The organism is Pseudomonas sp. (assembly GCF_049300855.1).
GTDB lineage: Bacteria > Pseudomonadota > Gammaproteobacteria > Pseudomonadales > Pseudomonadaceae > Aquipseudomonas.
The window spans coordinates 1-17170 of sequence record NZ_JBAQKH010000057.1; the positions used below are offsets into that span (position 1 = coordinate 1).

At 59.4% G+C, this 17170-nt stretch carries 16 protein-coding genes and 4 tRNA genes; 6 read left to right on the plus strand and 14 right to left on the minus strand.

Annotated features, from left to right (window positions below; all coding sequences use genetic code 11):
• The 6 genes from WA225_RS27550 to WA225_RS27575 form a co-directional block, all read right to left on the minus strand.
• A partial coding sequence (locus WA225_RS27550; protein ID WP_422610390.1) for a DUF6531 domain-containing protein occupies positions 1–2035 on the minus strand: 2035 nt, incomplete at its 3' end.
• 239 nt (positions 2036–2274) lie between these two features.
• Positions 2275–2682 carry a sel1 repeat family protein gene (locus WA225_RS27555; protein ID WP_422610391.1) on the minus strand — a complete coding sequence of 136 codons (408 nt, stop codon included), beginning with the start codon at positions 2680–2682 and terminating at the stop codon, positions 2275–2277.
• A complete protein-coding gene (locus WA225_RS27560; RefSeq protein WP_003223109.1) occupies positions 2683–3054 on the minus strand; it encodes a hypothetical protein in 372 nt (123 codons plus the stop codon).
• On the minus strand, positions 3051–3392 hold the full coding sequence (locus tag WA225_RS27565; RefSeq protein WP_422610392.1) for a helix-turn-helix domain-containing protein: 342 nt from the start codon (positions 3390–3392) through the stop codon (positions 3051–3053). Before WA225_RS27565 ends, WA225_RS27560 begins: the two co-directional genes overlap by 4 nt.
• 112 nt (positions 3393–3504) lie before the next feature.
• Complete coding sequence (locus tag WA225_RS27570) at positions 3505–3960, minus strand: YkvA family protein (RefSeq protein ID WP_077571749.1); 456 nt, start codon at positions 3958–3960, stop codon at positions 3505–3507.
• Positions 3961–4252: 292 nt separating this feature from the next.
• Positions 4253–4972: an FKBP-type peptidyl-prolyl cis-trans isomerase gene (locus tag WA225_RS27575; protein ID WP_008077889.1), complete on the minus strand. Its 720-nt coding sequence runs from the start codon at positions 4970–4972 to the stop codon at positions 4253–4255.
• A gap of 270 nt (positions 4973–5242) precedes the next feature.
• Here WA225_RS27575 and WA225_RS27580 point away from each other — a divergent pair, with 270 nt between their 5' ends.
• Positions 5243–7051, plus strand: coding sequence for a di-heme-cytochrome C peroxidase (locus WA225_RS27580; RefSeq protein WP_422610393.1), 1809 nt, complete (start codon positions 5243–5245; stop codon positions 7049–7051).
• The gene (locus tag WA225_RS27585) at positions 7048–8217 is read left to right on the plus strand and encodes a catalase family protein (RefSeq protein WP_422610394.1); all 1170 of its coding nucleotides are present in this window, start codon (positions 7048–7050) and stop codon (positions 8215–8217) included. Before WA225_RS27580 ends, WA225_RS27585 begins: the two co-directional genes overlap by 4 nt.
• Positions 8218–8367: 150 nt before the next feature.
• Here the strand turns inward: WA225_RS27585 and WA225_RS27590 are convergent.
• From WA225_RS27590 to WA225_RS27605, 4 genes are all read right to left on the minus strand, one after another.
• Positions 8368–8444: transfer RNA gene (locus tag WA225_RS27590), tRNA-Asp, on the minus strand.
• Positions 8445–8463: 19 nt separating this feature from the next.
• A tRNA-Val gene (locus tag WA225_RS27595) sits at positions 8464–8539 on the minus strand.
• A 190-nt stretch (positions 8540–8729) separates the two neighbouring features.
• Positions 8730–8806 (minus strand) — tRNA-Asp (locus tag WA225_RS27600).
• Positions 8807–8825: 19 nt separating this feature from the next.
• Positions 8826–8901, minus strand: a tRNA-Val gene (locus WA225_RS27605).
• Between the two features lie 159 nt (positions 8902–9060).
• Between WA225_RS27605 and rdgC the strand changes: the two genes are divergently transcribed.
• From rdgC to sugE, 3 genes are all read left to right on the plus strand, one after another.
• Positions 9061–9981: a recombination-associated protein RdgC gene (gene rdgC / locus WA225_RS27610; RefSeq protein ID WP_007919763.1), complete on the plus strand. Its 921-nt coding sequence runs from the start codon at positions 9061–9063 to the stop codon at positions 9979–9981.
• A gap of 161 nt (positions 9982–10142) precedes the next feature.
• Positions 10143–11108 (plus strand): bile acid:sodium symporter family protein, encoded by a 966-nt coding sequence (locus WA225_RS27615; RefSeq protein WP_422610395.1) that lies wholly within the window; start codon positions 10143–10145, stop codon positions 11106–11108.
• 119 nt (positions 11109–11227) lie between these two features.
• On the plus strand, positions 11228–11542 hold the full coding sequence (gene sugE / locus WA225_RS27620; protein WP_122597317.1) for a quaternary ammonium compound efflux SMR transporter SugE: 315 nt from the start codon (positions 11228–11230) through the stop codon (positions 11540–11542).
• 122 nt (positions 11543–11664) lie between these two features.
• On the opposite strand, the gene WA225_RS27625 is transcribed toward sugE, so the two are convergent.
• The 4 genes from WA225_RS27625 to WA225_RS27640 form a co-directional block, all read right to left on the minus strand.
• A complete protein-coding gene (locus tag WA225_RS27625; protein ID WP_422610396.1) occupies positions 11665–13539 on the minus strand; it encodes an MFS transporter in 1875 nt (624 codons plus the stop codon).
• Between the two features lie 99 nt (positions 13540–13638).
• Positions 13639–14790: a TDT family transporter gene (locus WA225_RS27630; RefSeq protein WP_422610397.1), complete on the minus strand. Its 1152-nt coding sequence runs from the start codon at positions 14788–14790 to the stop codon at positions 13639–13641.
• Positions 14791–14895: 105 nt separating this feature from the next.
• On the minus strand, positions 14896–15207 hold the full coding sequence (locus WA225_RS27635) for a cupin (protein WP_422610398.1): 312 nt from the start codon (positions 15205–15207) through the stop codon (positions 14896–14898).
• Positions 15208–15258: 51 nt separating this feature from the next.
• Positions 15259–16446: an MFS transporter gene (locus tag WA225_RS27640; protein ID WP_422610399.1), complete on the minus strand. Its 1188-nt coding sequence runs from the start codon at positions 16444–16446 to the stop codon at positions 15259–15261.
• Positions 16447–16537: 91 nt separating this feature from the next.
• Between WA225_RS27640 and WA225_RS27645 the strand changes: the two genes are divergently transcribed.
• Positions 16538–17080, plus strand: coding sequence for a TetR/AcrR family transcriptional regulator (locus WA225_RS27645; RefSeq protein ID WP_422610400.1), 543 nt, complete (start codon positions 16538–16540; stop codon positions 17078–17080).
• The last annotated feature ends 90 nt before the right edge of the window (positions 17081–17170 follow it).

Below are 17170 nucleotides of genomic sequence, written 5' to 3' on the forward strand. Positions count from 1 at the left end.
CCAGCCGCGCACGCTCGTCGTGGACGTAAACCTCTTCGGTGCCATCGACGTAATGCACCGCGACACTGCCGTCGTCCGCCCAGACGTAACGGGTGTTCATCTGCGAGAACGAGGCCCAATGGCGCACGCAACGAGCCGATTTCCCTGACCGTTCCCATTCCCAGAAGAAACTCGCTCCGCCGGTGAGCTGCCGCTGCAGAATCACGTGGGCGTCGTCGTAGTCGTAACGCTCGCTGTCGCCGATAGCATTGGTCGCGGCCAACAAGCGCTGACGGGCGTCGTAGCAGTAACTGACCAGCGTCTGCTCGGTGTGCCAGACGCCTTCACGCCAAACCTGATAATCGACCGCGAGCAATTGCGCGCGCTCATAGCGCAACAACAACGAGCGTCCGGCCCCGTTGTCCAGTCGCTGAATCCTGTCAGACCGATCGCGCTGCACGGTCAGACGATTGCCATACGCATCGCTGATTGCAGTCAGCCGCCCGGCACGAAAGTGATAAAACCGCGGCGCTTGCCCCGCCAGCGCAAGGATCAATTCCTCCGGCGCATCGCCGAGAAAAATCGCCGCCCGCGACAGGCTGTTGTGAATCGCCGGGCGCTCGATGTTCGGCAGCGGAAATCGCGTACGGCGGTTTTCATGGTCGACCCAAACAACACAATCGCCCTCGAACTCCAGCCGATGCGCCAGCGAATGACTCCAGCCAAACCCCAGCCCGGAATCGAGTTCCACCGCGCTGCTGCGGTACAAACGCGTGAACTCGAACGGCAGCACGCCATCGAGCACCGCATCGGTCAGGGTCAGCAGTTCCTCGCCGGTGACCATCGACACCGGACAGCCGTTGGTGCAGGTGCGCGGTACGCAATCTGTGCTGTCGCCGTTGGGGTTTTTCGCCTGATCCGGCGAGTCGTCGTGATGCTCGTCTTTCTTCAACAAGGCGTTGCGCCTGGCATCCCAGCGCAATTGCATCCGGCCCTTTTTCACCCCGGCTGCGATGCCACGGGCAGCAACGGTTTTGTACTGGTCGACGTATTTGATGAAGCCCTCGACGATGCCGAACATCGCCTTGACCAAACGCACCACAGCCGACAGCAATTGCACGGCACGGTCCGCCAGACGCAGCGTCAGATAAGCGATGCCGGCGCCACCACTGACGAACGTTAAAACGACGCCGATCAACACATCGATGAGCAACTGCACCATCATCATCGACGCCGCTTCAGCGGTTTTGCCGGCGATCTCGCTGGGCGGCAACATCTCCAGCCACAGGCTGGCGGTGCGCAGCAATAAACACAGTGCGGCTTCGTCACTGACCAGCAGTTGAAGCTTTTCCATGACGTCGGGAGCCGTCGCCGCCAGTTGCATCAACTGCGTGGCACCGTCCCCCAACCGCTCGGCGAACGCCCCGGGATCCTTGAGAATGTCCGAGAGCAGGCCAATGCTGTCCCACACGCCCTCGATCGCCGCCCAGCTCCCGGCGAGCATGCCGTTACCCGCCGCCGTCGCCACCGACTGCGACCACTGCGGCTTGAAGCCCTGCCACTCACTGCGCAGCCAGCCATCCAGCTCGGCGCTCAGGCCGTCATAGGCTTTGAAAAGATCCTCGACCTGATCGGAGGTGACCTTGCTGTGCACCAGCACCCGATAGAACTTGCCAGGTGTTCCTTTGAATGAGCCCTTGCCCTGCGCATCAAGGGTGACAGGCGTGGTTTCGCCACTGTCCATGGCGATCACATCGACCACGATGTTGCCCAGCGGAATGTCGTAGACCGATTCGAATTTGCTTTCGATCAGCATCGGGCCGCTCTTTGGGCACTGGACGACACCGGAGAAAAATTCACTGTCGCTGCTGCTGACGGCAGTGCTATCGGCGCCGAAGCGAATGATCCGCTCCATGCCCATCAACGACGGCAGATCCGCCGCGTGACTGACGTTATCCGCCGCTCGACTGGCCCAATGCTTGAGCTGCTCGCGGTAGAGGCTGAGGGTGTCGGGAAAGCGGTCGAGTGCTTGCTCGATGCGGGTGACGGCTTCCATCAGCGCACGCGGGTGTGCGAAGTGGACGGAATAAGCGGGTCAAACATGAGCGTTCCCTCGCGCAAAAATTAGGCGCGGGAACTGTGCGGGGGATCAATCAGGAAAGAAGTCAGGCAAGTAGGCGATAGCTGTAGGACTAATCTGTAAAAACCAGTTTGTAGATAAACAGGTGCGCGAAAACGCAAACGTGGCTTGAGGAAAACCTCACGCCACGTTTATCTGAGCAGACATAAATGGATTTACTGCGTTGAATCCCGAGCATTCAGCGCTTTCAATTTCAGCTCGGCCAACGGATGCCCGGCCTTGGCGGCCATGCCCCACCATCGGGCGGCCTCCGCCGGGTCTGGCGCCTTGCTCGGCGTACCGGCGAGGCTGATCACGCCGACCTGATAAGCCGCTTTGCCATCACCCGCCAGTGCTGCCAGACGCAGCAAGCGCACGCCCTCCTCGCGCGCGCCCAGGCCAACACCACGAAAGGTCAGGATGTGCCCATAGAAGCTTTGCGCACCGACATCACCAAGATTGGCCATGCGCGCAAACTGCCCTTCAAGCCAGCGCCAGCCACGTGGCTGGCGGACAAACCATGACCAGTGAAACAGCCGGCGGGCCAGCCAGTAACTGGCCCGCGCCTTGAGGCGTAAAAACACTCAGGCCTCCGCCGATTCCGGGTACTCGTATTCGAAAACCCTGACCACTTCCGAGGCATGCCAAGAGGCGGCAGCAACGCCGTCGGACGGCCCGGAAAAACGCCCCAGGCGTTCAACACACTCAAAAAAACCGGTGCGTGGCAAACGGCTGGCACCCTGGCTGATCACCAGCGAACTGCGCAAGGGTTGTTCAGCCTTGGCGTCCAGCGCCGCCAGATGCTCGAGTGCTGCGGTCAGGGTCTGCATCGCCGGCGTCGGCAACTGCAGACGCTCGAGCAAGGCCCGATAGGTCAGCAGATGGCGCTGGCGTCGCGCCTGATCCAGTTCCCCGAGCAGTCCGTCCCAATGTTGACGACTGATGCGTACGCTCACGATTCGTCCCTCCAACCTGGCACCGTCAGTTCCCAGGCCAGGCTGCGACGAATCGCGGCGTCGGGTTGACGCTCGCCACTTTCGATCATGGCCAGATAAGACGGGCTGATGCCTACCGTGCGGGCCAACGCCTCGATGGCGATGCCCTTCCCTTCGCGCAAACTGCGTAGTTGATCCAGACCTGGAAGAATCGGGTCTGATGTTGCCGCAATCGGCACTTGAGCCGGCTGCGACGGTGCTTCGTTGATCCCTGCTGCTTTCAGTAGAGCCTGATATTGAGCCCAAGGTAGAACCGCGTATTCGGGCTCGCCATCGCGTGCAATTATCTGAATATCCATGACTACCCCGTAGGACAACAACACTTAGCGAGTCGGCACTTTTCCCTAGAAGTGTAATCCTAACAGCGGCCAAGGTCGCGGGGGGTATCTATCTACAGGAAGACTTAATCAATCAGGGCTTTTTCGGACCCTGAAGTTGCAGTTGTTCAGGGGTATCGGGCAGGCGCTCGACCACGGCGAGTTTTTCCGGTTGCTGGCGGTTGCGCCACAGGCGAAAGGCATTGAGTTCATCGTCGAGGGTTTTCATCAGCCAGGCGAGGACGGCGATGTCATCGAGCATGCCGAACACGGGAATAAAATCCGGTATGGCATCCACCGGGCTGAGGAAATACATCAGGCCCGCCACCACCGACACCAGCGCTTTACCACTGATCGCACGGTACTCACCGCGCCAGTAAGCCAGGCACAGCGCCTGCAGCAAGCGCAGGTCGTCCTTGAGTTTGCCCAGACGATTGCCTTGCGCCGCGCCTTTGCTGGCCACCGCAAACAACAGCGTCGGCAAGCGTCCCCGGGCCAGCAGGCGGCCAGCGAGGGGCAGGAATCGAGCGAAATTCCACGGAGCTTTCATCTATTCCTCCCGTTGAAATGTTATCCACACAAATTGTGGATAACCTTGTGAACAGAGCTGCATTTCAGCGCCAAGAGCCCCGTTTTATAAGGGCTGCGCTCAGATCGGGCGTTTTTTACTCACATAAAAAACCCCAAGATTTCATTGACTTGGCGGTTCAGGGCGGCTAGCGCCAGGCGCCTCAAAGCTATGACTCTCCTGACCGACGTCGGTTCGCTCTGTTTACCCTTGCCATCCTCCAGATGCAACAACGCCCCGCATAAGCGAGGCGTTGTTGTCGAAACCGAGGTGCTTACTTGGCAGCAGCGGCGTCTTCTTTGGCTGGATCCTTGATGGCCAGCAGTTCCAGGTCGAAAACCAGAACCGAGTTGGCAGGGATTGCCGGGCTTGGCGATTGAGCGCCGTAAGCCAGATCGCTAGGGATGTACAGTTTGTACTTCTCGCCAACGTGCATCAGTTGCAGGCCTTCAACCCAACCCGGGATCACGCCGCTTACTGGCAGATCAATCGGGCTGCCGCGCTCGACGGAGCTGTCGAATACGGTGCCATTGGTCAGCTTGCCGGTGTAGTGAACGGTCACTACGTCAGTCGGCTTGGGCTGTGGGCCGTCGGCTTTCTTGACCACTTCGTACTGCAGGCCGGAAGCGGTAGTCGTTACACCCGCCTTCTTGCCGTTTTCTTCGAGGAATTTCTTGCCGGCAGTAGCCGACTCTTCGCTCATCTTGGCCATACGCTCTTCGGCACGCTTTTGCAGCGCGGCGAAAGCTTCGACCAGTTCTTCATCTTTCAGCTTCTGTTCTTTCTTGCCGACGGCATCTTCGATGCCCTGGGCTACTGCTTTGGAGTCCAGATCATCCATGCCTTCCTGAGCCAGGCTCTTGCCCATGTTCAGGCCGATACCGTAGGAAGCTTTCTGCGCCGGGGTTTTCAGCTCTACGCTGGTCTGCGAATCACAACCCGCGAGGACCAGGCTAACCAGGGCTACCGCCGCCGCCAACCGATGCTGTTTCATGCTATTTCCTTGTTCATGCGCCGAAAGGGCAATCGAGTAAAGCCGCGAGCTTATCAGGCCGCCACGACCAATGGCTACCGGCATGAGAGCAGTAAAGCGGCGATAAGTTCAGGGATTAAAACGCTTTTGGGCAAAGGCACGATGAAGCTTCTGTCATCTTGCCTGCGAATGAATTGCCCGCCATGCCCACAACAACTGGCGTAATGGCCACTTGCCGCATAGGGTCCGGCTCAGGCATAACAGCGGAACAACTCGACAAGGATGTTTATCTTGCGCCTCTTATTCCGTGTGCTGACCCTGATCGCGCTGCTGCTTGGCTTAATCCTCGCGGTGGTTTTGTACTATGTCGCCAACCCGAAACTGCCGTTCTACGACCCCGTTCAACAGGTGCATTACCTCAATCAATGGACGGATGAACAACGCCAGACCTACTACTTCACGCCGCAAGGCACGCAAGTCAAAGGCTTGCGTTACGAGTGGTTTCAGGTGCTTGAGCTGCCGTTCTCCGAGCAACGTTTCGCCGCCCCGGACTACCTCGCCCGCTTCGGCTTTTTGATTGATCCACAGCAAAAAGCCACGCCCGCCAACCCCGGCAACCTGCCCGTGGGTTTTGCTCGACACCAGAACCCTGGCAGCTCAGCGCAATACCTCGACATAACGTGCGCTGCGTGCCACACCGGCGAACTGCGTTTCAAAGGCCAGGCCGTGCGCATCGACGGCGGTAGCGCGCAGCATGTATTGCCTTCAAGCGTTCCTACACTACGCGGTGGCAGTTTCGGACAGGCATTGGTGGCAAGTCTCACCGCGACTTACTACAACCCCTGGAAATTCGAACGCTTCGCGCGAAACGTGCTGGGCGATCAATACGAGGCGCGCCATGAGCAACTGCGCAAGGACTTCAAAGACTCGCTGAACACCTTTGTGAAGGTTGCCTGGAATGACACCCATCGCGGCCTCTATCCGACCGAGGAAGGCCCGGGGCGCACCGACGCGTTCGGGCGTATCGCCAACGCCACCTTCGGCGATGCGATCTCCCCTGCCAATTACCGCGTTGCCAATGCACCGGTGGATTACCCGCAGTTGTGGGACATGTGGACTTTCAACTGGGTGCAGTGGAACGGTTCGGCGCAACAGCCGATGGCGCGCAACATCGGCGAGGCCCTGGGTGTCGGGGCGACGTTGAATTTCTTCGACGCCAACGGCCAGCCGCTGCAGGGCGAACAGCGGTATGCCTCAAGCGTGCGCGTGCGTGATCTGCACAAGATCGAAGAAATCCTGCAAAAACTTCAGCCTCCCGCCTGGCCGGAGGAGCTGCTGGGCGCCATCGACAAACCTCTCGCCGCGAAAGGACGCACGCTGTTCGCGGAAAACTGCGCCGGTTGCCATGTTCCACGCCAAACCCAGGAAGGCCTGCGTTGGGTGCAGCACCTGCACATGTTGCCAGTGGACGTCATCGGCACTGATCCGAACGCGGCCACCAACATCGCCAACCACCGTTTCGACCTGACGGCCCTGCAATGGGACGTCAAAGAGCTGGAAAAGATGGACGTCAAACTGCACCCCAAGCCCAAGGAGCCATTGGACTTGAGTCAGCTCTCGGTGGCCAAGGGCCTGGCTTACGTCACCGCATTCGTCGAGAACCGGGCTTATCGCGAAGCACAGGTGACGCCGGAGGAAAAACCGCAGCTCGATGGCTTCGGTTTGCCCATCGGCGTTCGGGAAAAAGTGGCGTACAAGGCGCGCCCATTGGCAGGCGTCTGGGCCACCGCGCCGTTCCTGCATAACGGCTCGGTGCCGAGTATTTATCAGCTGCTGTCACCGCAGGATGAACGCGCCACCACCTTCTATAAAGGCACCTTCGAATACGACCCGCGACACTTGGGATATCGCACCGAAGCCTTTACCAACGGATTCCTGTTCGACACGCGAATCAGCGGCAATCACAACAGCGGCCACGAGTTCCGCGCCGGCGAGCGCGGCAAGGGCGTGATCGGTCGCTGGTTGCAGCCCGAAGAACGCTGGGCGCTGCTCGAATACCTGAAAGTCCTCGGCGGCCCATTGGAGGCGCAATTGCCATGATCTTGCCAACCTTCAAGAGAGAACTGCCGCTGTTGGCCAGAATCTGGCTGTGGCTGGGCCGCTTGCTCGGCAAAACCCTGCTGATTCTGCTCGCCATCGGCCTGATCGGTTGGGCCATTGCCACCGCCTGGTTCGCCTGGCAGCACCGCGGACCGGTGTCTGCCGTGGAACAGATTGCGCCCGGCGAAGCGGCGATGACTCAGGACGTGATCCAGACGGCGGTGCGCATCGTCGATCAGCATCGCGAGGGCACGCGTTATCTGCGTGATGCGCACGCCAAGGCGCATGGTTGCGTCAAAGCGCAGGTGCAAGTGTTGCCGCAACTGGCGCAATCACTGCGCCAGGGAGTCTTCGCAGAGCCTGGGAAAACCTGGCAGGCGATGATTCGCCTGTCCAATGGCAACGCCTATCCGCAGTTCGACAGCCTGCGCGATGCTCGGGGAATGGCGATCAAATTGCTCGATGTGCCGGGAAAATCCTTGCTCAATGACCGCCAGGAGCAGCGCGAACAGGATTTCGTGATGTTCAGCCACCCGAACTTTTTTGTCAGTGACGTCGCCGAGTATCGGCAGAACGTGGCGGCGCAGGCTGACGGCAAAAAGATCATGGCGTTTTTTCCGGGGTGGGATCCGCGGACCTGGCAGGTGCGTCATGTGTTTATTGCACTGGCAACGCTGTCACCGCCGCCGGACAGTCCGACCGAGACCACTTACTTTTCGGTATCGCCGTACAAATTCGGTGAGGCCAACGCAAAGTTTCGGGTGGCGCCGGACCCGGACAATTGCCCGGCCTACACGCTGCCAAAACAGAATCATGATTTGCCGAACTTCCTGCGCAGTGCGCTGAGTCAGCAATTGTCGACAGACCGGATACCCGCATGTTTCGTCCTGCAGATCCAGCGTCAGGATACCAACAAGTACATGCCGATCGAGGACACCAGCATCGAATGGCGCGAGCAGGACTCGCCGTTTGAAACCGTGGCGCGGATCACTCTGCCGCCGCAAGACTTCGATACACCGGCGTTGAATCTGGCGTGTGACAACCTTTCGTTCAATCCGTGGTTCGGCATCGAGGCGCATCGGCCGATTGGCGGGATCAATCGTCTGCGCAAGGCGGTTTACGAAGCGGTGAGCGATTACCGGCACAGCCAGAATGCCAGCCAGTAAAAAGATGCACACATCACCTGTGGCGAGAGAGCTTGCTCCCTCGCCACAGGTTCAGCAAAGTATCCCGAGAGCCAAATCCCAGACAGCAAAAAGCCCGCACTAGGCGGGCTTTCTGTGGCATCTGGCGTTCAGTGTTCCAGATGCCGAATATGGCGCAGCGGACGGGACTCGAACCCGCGACCCCCGGCGTGACAGGCCGGTATTCTAACCGACTGAACTACCGCTGCGCGAAACGCTTGAAACGAATGGTGGGTGATGACGGGATCGAACCGCCGACATTCTGCTTGTAAGGCAGACGCTCTCCCAGCTGAGCTAATCACCCTTCGCTTCGTTACGGGACGCATTATGCCACAAGTTTTCGTAAAGTGTTGATTTAATTGAAGTTTTTTCAAATAAATCCGAAAACCAGTAAAACGACACATCCCGCGGGTACAACCTTGGAGCAGAAAAAAACCCGCCTTGGCGGGTTTTTCCGTGGTGACCTGGCGTTCAGTGGTCCAGGTTACCGAATATGGCGCAGCGGACGGGACTCGAACCCGCGACCCCCGGCGTGACAGGCCGGTATTCTAACCGACTGAACTACCGCTGCGCTAAACACTTGAAACGAATGGTGGGTGATGACGGGATCGAACCGCCGACATTCTGCTTGTAAGGCAGACGCTCTCCCAGCTGAGCTAATCACCCTTCGCTTCGGTGTGGCGCGCATTCTACGGAGCGACCCAACCTCTGGCAAGCACTTTTTTAAATAATTTTCTCAGGCCTTCCAAAGGCTTAGAGAAGGGTTGGCCTATGGCACGGCGAAGACAATAATGCCCCCCTTTGTATAAAGGAGAGACTCACCCCATGTGGTTCAAGAACCTGCTTATCTATCGCCTGACCCAAGACCTGCCTGTCGATGCCGAGGCGCTGGAAACTGCACTGGCCACCAAACTGGCGCGTCCATGTGCAAGCCAGGAGTTGACCACCTACGGTTTCGTCGCGCCGTTCGGCAAGGGCGAAGATGCTCCACTGGTGCACGTCAGCGGTGACTTCCTGCTGATTTCCGCGCGCAAGGAAGAACGCATTCTGCCGGGCAGCGTCGTGCGTGACGCGGTCAAGGAAAAAGTCGAAGAGATCGAAGCCGAACAGATGCGCAAGGTCTATAAGAAGGAACGCGACCAGATCAAGGATGAAATCATCCAGGCGTTCCTGCCGCGCGCCTTTATCCGTCGCTCGTCGACCTTCGCCGCCATCGCGCCGAAACAAGGCCTGATCCTGGTCAACTCGGCCAGCCCGAAACGCGCTGAAGACCTGCTGTCGACCCTGCGTGAAGTGATCGGCACCCTGCCCGTCCGTCCGCTGACCGTGAAAATGTCGCCAACCGCGACCATGACCGAATGGGTCACCACGCAAAAAGCCGCTGACGACTTCTATGTACTGGACGAGTGCGAACTGCGCGACACCCACGAAGACGGCGGTATTGTCCGTTGCAAGCGTCAGGACCTGACCAGCGAAGAAATCCAGCTGCACCTGAGCACTGGCAAGGTCGTGACTCAACTGTCGCTGGCCTGGCAAGACAAGCTGTCGTTCATGCTCGACGACAAGATGACCGTGAAACGCCTGAAGTTCGAAGATCTGTTGCAGGATCAGGCGGAACAGGACGGTGGCGACGAGGCACTGGGTCAACTGGATGCCAGCTTCACCCTGATGATGCTGACCTTCGGCGACTTCCTGCCGGCGCTGGTTGAAGCGTTGGGTGGGGAAGAGACTCCGCAGGGCATCTAAAGCCAACCAGTTCCCAATGATGGAACCGGTTCAAATGTGGGAGCTGGCTTGCCAGCGATAGCGGTGTTACAGATGGCTTATAGGGAGTCTGACACGCCGCCATCGCTGGCAAGCCAGCTCCCACAATGTTTTGTGGTGTAACAAACAATAAGGAACAAGCCATGCGCGCACTGGCTGCACTCAGCCGCTTTGTCGGCAATACCTTCGCTTACTGGGTTCTGATTTTCGCGGTGATTGCGTTCTTGCAGCCGGCGTGGTTCCTCGGCCTCAAAGGCGCGATCGTGCCGCTGCTGGGCCTGGTGATGTTCGGCATGGGCCTGACCCTCAAACTCGACGACTTCGCTGCTGTCGCCCGCCAGCCATGGCGCGTGGCACTGGGCGTGGTCGCGCATTTCGTGATCATGCCCGGCATGGCGTGGTTGCTTTGCCAGGTGTTTCACCTGCCGCCGGAAATTGCCGTCGGGGTGATTCTGGTCGGCTGCTGCCCGAGTGGCACGTCGTCCAACGTGATGACCTGGCTGGCCCGCGGCGACCTGGCGTTGTCGGTGGCCATCGCCGCCGTCACTACCCTCCTCGCCCCGCTGCTGACCCCGGCGCTGATCTGGCTATTGGCTTCGGCGTGGTTGCCGGTGTCGTTCATGGAGTTGTTCTGGTCGATCCTGCAAGTGGTGCTGCTGCCGATCATTCTTGGTGTGGTTGCCCAGCGCTTGCTCGGCGACAAGGTTCGTCACGCCGTGGACGTGTTGCCGCTGGTGTCGGTGGTCAGCATCGTTATTATCGTCACCGCCGTGGTCGCGGCCAGTCAGGCGAAAATCGCCGAATCCGGTCTGCTGATCATGGCCGTCGTCATGCTGCACAACAGCTTTGGCTACCTGCTGGGTTATTTCACCGGGCGCCTGTTCAAACTGCCATTGGCTCAGCGCAAATCGCTGGCGCTGGAAGTCGGCATGCAGAACTCGGGATTGGGCGCCGCACTGGCCAGCGCACATTTCTCACCATTGGCGGCGGTGCCGAGTGCGCTGTTCAGCGTCTGGCACAACATTTCCGGGGCGCTGCTGTCGACCTACTTCCGGCGCATGAGTGAAAAGCAAGATCGCGAGGCAGTGGCGCAGCGAGCGGTCGACTGAGGCGCCAACTTGATCCCCGGGTTAATGCTCGGCACACTATCGCGCAACGCGGGGACGACCCTGCGGCTCGGTCGAGTTATTAATCTGGGGACGACCCCGTCAATCGATGGAGGTCTTGCATGTCCTGGATCATTCTGTTTTTCGCCGGCCTGTTTGAAGTCGGCTGGGCCGTCGGGCTGAAATACACCGACGGTTTCACCCGTCCGCTCCCCACCGTACTGACCATTGCGGCCATGGCCATCAGCCTGGGTCTGCTGGGTCTTGCGATGAAGGAATTACCGCTGGGTACGGCTTATGCGATCTGGACCGGCGTCGGTGCCGTGGGCACGGTGATTGCCGGGATCATCCTGTTCGGCGAGTCGATGGCGTTGATTCGCTTGGCCAGTGTGGCGTTGATCATTACCGGGTTGATCGGGCTTAAGGTCAGCGCCTAAGCTTCTGGCCCCATCGCTGGCAAGCCAGCTCCCACAGGTTCGTTGGTGGCCTCAAATCAGGTGTCCACTGAAGATCACTGTGGGTGCTGGCTTGCCAGCGATGAGGCCAGCACAGCCACCGACTATCTGACTGCCCCACGCAATTCGCCCACCAACCCCTGCAACTTCGCCGGCTCAGCCGCTTCAACGCCTACCGGCGCACCCGCCACCAGCGTCACCCGCGACCACAACCGGTGAAACAGGCCCTTGTTCGGATCGCGACTGAAGAAACTTCCCCACAACCCCTGCAACGCCAGCGGAATCACCGGCACCGGTGTCTCCTCGAGAATCCGTGTCAGCCCACCCTTGAACTCATTGATCTCGCCATCGGCGGTCAACTTGCCTTCCGGGAAGATGCACACCAGCTCACCGTCCTTCAGGTATTGGGCAATCCGGGTGAAAGCCTTTTCGTAAATCTGGATGTCTTCATTGCGCCCAGCTATCGGAATCGTCCCCGCCGTGCGGAAGATAAAGTTCAGCACCGGCAAATTATAGATTTTGTAGTACATGACAAAGCGAATCGGCCGACGCACCGCGCCGCCAATCAGCAAGGCATCCACAAACGACACGTGATTGCACACCAGCAGCGCGGCGCCTTCGTCAGGAATCGCCTCAAGGTTGCGGTGCTCGACACGGTACATGGAATGGCTGAGCAGCCAGATCATGAAGCGCATGCTGAATTCGGGGACGATTTTGAAGATGTAGGCGTTGACGCCGATGTTCAGCAGCGACACCACAAGGAACAACTGCGGGATCGACAGCTTGGCCACACTCAACAACACAATCGAGACGATGGCCGACACCACCATAAACAGTGCGTTGAGGATGTTGTTGGCGGCAATCACCCGCGCGCGCTCGTTCTCGGCGGTGCGCGACTGGATCAGTGCGTACAGCGGCACGATGTAGAAACCACCAAAGATGCCAAGACCGAGGATGTCGACCAACACCGCCCAGGTGTGCACGAAACCAAGCACTTCAATCCAGCTGTGGCCGCTGACGCTGTCGGGGATTCCACCGGAATGCCACCACAACAGCAGACCGAACACGGTCAGGCCAAACGAGCCGAACGGCACCAGGCCGATCTCGACTTTGCGCCCGGAAAGCTTCTCGCAGAGCATCGACCCCAGCGCAATACCCACCGAAAACACGGTGAGAATCAGCGTCACCACGGTTTCATCACCGTGCATCCACTCTTTGGCGTAGGCCGGAATCTGTGTCAGGTAAATCGCCCCGACAAACCAGAACCACGAGTTACCGACGATCGAGCGCGACACCGCCGGGGTTTGGCCCAGACCGAGTTTCAAAGTGGCCCAGGACTGGCTGAAGATGTTCCAGTTCAGGCGCATTTCCGGGGAGGACGCCGCCGCGCGAGGGATGCTGCGGCTGGCCAGATAACCCAGCACGGCAATGCCGACAATGGCCGTCGAGACCAGCGGCGCGTAATGGGTCGATGACATGATGACCCCGGCACCGATCGTCCCGGCGAGAATCGCCAGAAACGTGCCCATCTCCACCAGGCCGTTACCGCCCACCAACTCATCCTCACGCAGTGCCTGCGGCAGAATCGAGTATTTCACCGGCCCGAACAGCGCTGAGTGCGTGCCCATGGCGAACAGCGCCACCAGCATCAGCGACAAGTGATCAAAGAGAAAACCGACCGATCCTACGGCCATGATCGCGATTTCTGCGAGCTTGATCAGACGGATCAGCGCGTCCTTGGCGAACTTCTCCCCGAACTGCCCGGCCAATGCCGAGAACAGAAAGAACGGCAGAATAAACAGCAGCGCACACAGATTGACCCAGATCGAGCGGTCACCCTCGATGGTCAAGCGATAGAGAATGGCGAGGATCAGCGACTGCTTGAACACGTTATCGTTGAACGCGCCGAGCGACTGCGTGATGAAAAACGGCAAGAAGCGCCGCGTGCGCAGCAGGTTGAACTGTGAGGGGTGACTCATCTTCCGTGTTTTCCTGATGTTGAAGGTAGCGAGGCCTGGGTACTGCTTATTGGAATCGCGAAGCGCGATCCAGGCCACACCTTACCTAAAACTTTCAGGTTATTTCTTCAAACCTGCAATGCACGGCGAGACAAACAGCTCGCCACGCCACGCACCTTGCACGGTGCGTTTGCCGACAATCAGCCACATCACCGCCAGCAACAGCACCAGCGCGGTGCCGAAAACACTGAAAAACGTCAGGTTCAGGGTGCTTGCCAGTTTCAGGGTTGCCAGCGAATACACGCCCAACGGAAAGGTAAAGCCCCACCAGCCGAGGTTGAACGGAATGCCGTCGCGCAGGTAACGCACGGTGATCAGCAACGCCATCAACATCCACCACAGACCAAAACCCCACAGCGTGATACCGGCGACAAGGCCCAGGCCCGAAGCGATTTCGCCGACACCCGGCAGGCCGTTGGCGGCAAAGATCGCTGGTGCATCACCGCCCAGCAACAACATGCCCAACGCACCAGTGCCGATCGGACCAAGTGCCAGCCAGCTCGATGCCGCCATGTTTTCGTGAGGCAATTTGTGCAAAGCCATGCGCAGCAAGAGGATGGTCAGAATGCTGAACGCGACCGGCAGGGAAAACGCCCAGAGGACATAGCTCGTGGTCAGCACCACCAGTTGCGCGTGAGCATCGGCCAGATGCGGGGCGAGCAAACCACCGCTGGCCGCCGCCACTTCCGCGGCCACCACCGGCAGCAGCCAAACGGCGGTCATCTGGTCGATGCTGTGTTCCTGGCGGGTAAACATCATGTACGGGATCAACACGCCGCAGGCCAGCGACATGGCCACGTCAATCCACCACAACACTTCGGCGAGATGAATCACACCCTCGCCCCAGCGTGGCAGGCCGAATACCAGAAAGCCGTTGATGATGGTCGCCAGGCCCATGGGAATGGTGCCGAAAAACATTGATACGGTGGAATGCCCGAAAATCCGCCGGGCTTCGTCGAAGAAAAGTATCCAGCGCGCCGCATAGGCCACGGTAAACAGGCTGAATAACAGAATGTTGAACAACCACAGCCCTTCGGCCACGGCGTGCAGTGCGGGATTGGCCAGCGACAATTGTGCGAGCGCCAACGCCAGCACCCCGGTGCCCATGGTGGCGGCGAACCAGTTCGGGGTGAATTGGCGGATCACTTCGCGCGGATGCTGAAGCTGGCTGAACGGCTTGATGCCGGGTTTGGCGCTGTTGGGGCAAGTCATCATGAACTCCTGTCCTCTGGTGAGGTTGAGTCCATGGTAGAACCGAATAGAATATCTATATAACGGGTAATATCTCTAACTGTTATCTGTTTTGTAGATATGTGCTCAGACGCTGCCTTCGCTTTCGATCACCAGAATCCGCGCCACGCCTTGGGGATGGGCGACGTGCTCGGTGCCCACGCTCGCATAGAAGATGTCACCGACATCAAGCTGCACCTGTTTTTCTTCGCCATGCTCGCGGTAATGCATCTGCACTTGCCCATCGAGCACCACGAACACTTCCTCGCCATCGTTGACGTGCCATTTATATGGCTGATCGGTCCAGTGCAGGCGCGTGGTGATGCCGTTCATGTTGGCGATGTCCAGCGCGCCCCAGGCACGGTCCGCGGTGAAGGCCTTGCTGCGAATAATCTTCATGAATCCATCCGTTAGATAAGGGCTGGGCAAGGCTAACCGAAACCGCGACGGTTATGGAGCACTGCAGGCCTTGGCCGCTGGTGACCGCAGACTGAGTAACAGCGCGCCGACCGCCAACACAATCAAAATCACCCCGTAACCATCAGTGGTCGCCAGCAACCCGTAGTGGCGAGATAAATGCCCGGCGAGCAGCGCCGGCAGGCAGAACGCCAGATAGCTCAGCGCGTAATACGCCGACATCAATCCCGCGCGCTCATGGGGCAATGCCAGCGGTACCAGACTGCGGACCGCGCCAAGAAATCCCGAGCCGAAACCACAACCGGCCACCAGCGTGCCGAGGAAAAACAACGCCAGGCTGGCACTGTGCACGCCGAGCAGAATCAGTAGAAGACCGATCGGCAGCAAACTCGCGCCCAATTGCAGCGCGCGGGCGGCAGGTCGGTTGCGCATCGTGAAAATCATCAGCGCGCCCGTGACGGTCAGTGCCGCCACCGTGGCGCCGCCGATCAGATTCGACGTCGAACCGGTGGCAGTGCGCACCAGCGACGGCGCCAGCGACGCGTAAAAACCACCGAGCGCCCAGGTCGCAGTGTTCAACGGCAGTACACGCCACAGGGTGGCGCGCGCCTGCACCGGCACGTGCAACGTCGGCCGCAGCGACGCCCACGCTCCGGCTTGCCGAGTGACGCTTTCTGGCAGGCGCCAGACATACAACGCCTGCAATACGAAAAGGCCGAGCAACAACCAGTACGTCAGTTGCAGCGGTGCCGGGGCGAACTCGGCCAGCAAGCCACAACCCATACCGCCCAGTGCCATGCCCAGCAGCGGAGCGACGCTGTTGATCAACGGCCCTTGCTGGCGATCCGTATCGAGCAGCGTCGCGCTCAACACAGCGGTGGCCATGCCGGTGGCGAAACCCTGCAACACGCGAGCACTGATCAGCCACGCGACGCTGTCGGCGTAGATAAACAACAACATCGCCAAGGCGTTGAGCAGCACGGCGGTGAAGATCACCGGTTTGCGGCCCAGGTGATCGGACAGCGAACCGACGGTTAATAGCGCCGCCAGCAAGCTGAGCGCGTAGACACCGAAAATCAGGGTCAGGACAGCGGCCGAGAAGTGCAATTGATCCTGATACAGGTGATACAACGGCGTCGGCGCCGTGGACGCGGCGAGAAAACTCAGTAGCGTTATCGCCAGAAACCACAGGCTGGAACGGTTAGAAGCTAGGCTGGTCATGGACACACTCCGCAAAAGCTAATTTTTTGCTTTTGCGGAGTGTGCTACCGCCTCGCGCTTAAAGCAAATTCTTTGTGTTAAGGTCTGCGCCATGGCTATTAAAGAAGGTTTACGCCCCGGCGGCCGCAGTGCCCGGGTGCAAGATGCAATTCATTCGGCAGTCCGCGCGCTTCTGCAGGAGCAGGAGCGTTCGAGCGTGACCGTCCCGCAGATCGCCGCCCGTGCGGGGGTGACGCCGTCGACGATTTATCGGCGCTGGGGTGATCTCGCAGCATTGCTCGCGGATGTCGCCCTCGCGCGCATGCGCCCTGACAGCGAGCCGGCGCAAACCGGCAGCCTGCGCAGCGATATTCGCGCGTGGGCCGAGCAGTATCTCGACGAGATGAGCTCGGAGCCTGGGCGCAACATGATGCGCGACGTGCAGGCCAGTGCTACGCCGGGCTACTGCGTGACGATCATTGGTGCGCAGTTGCAGACGATCATTGAGCGGCATCCCGATGAGGTGGCGCCGAGTGTCGATCGATTGATCAATCTGGTGGTCGCGCCGGTGGTGTTCCGGATTCTGTTTTCGGCGGCGGCGCTGGAGGTGGAAGAACTGCATCGGCTGATTGATATTGCATTGCAGCAGAATTGACGCCATCGCTGGCAAGCCAGCTCACACAGGGAGCGTCAGCGAATGCGGATTTTCTGCTCACCCGAGTCACTGTGGGAGCTGGCTTGCCAG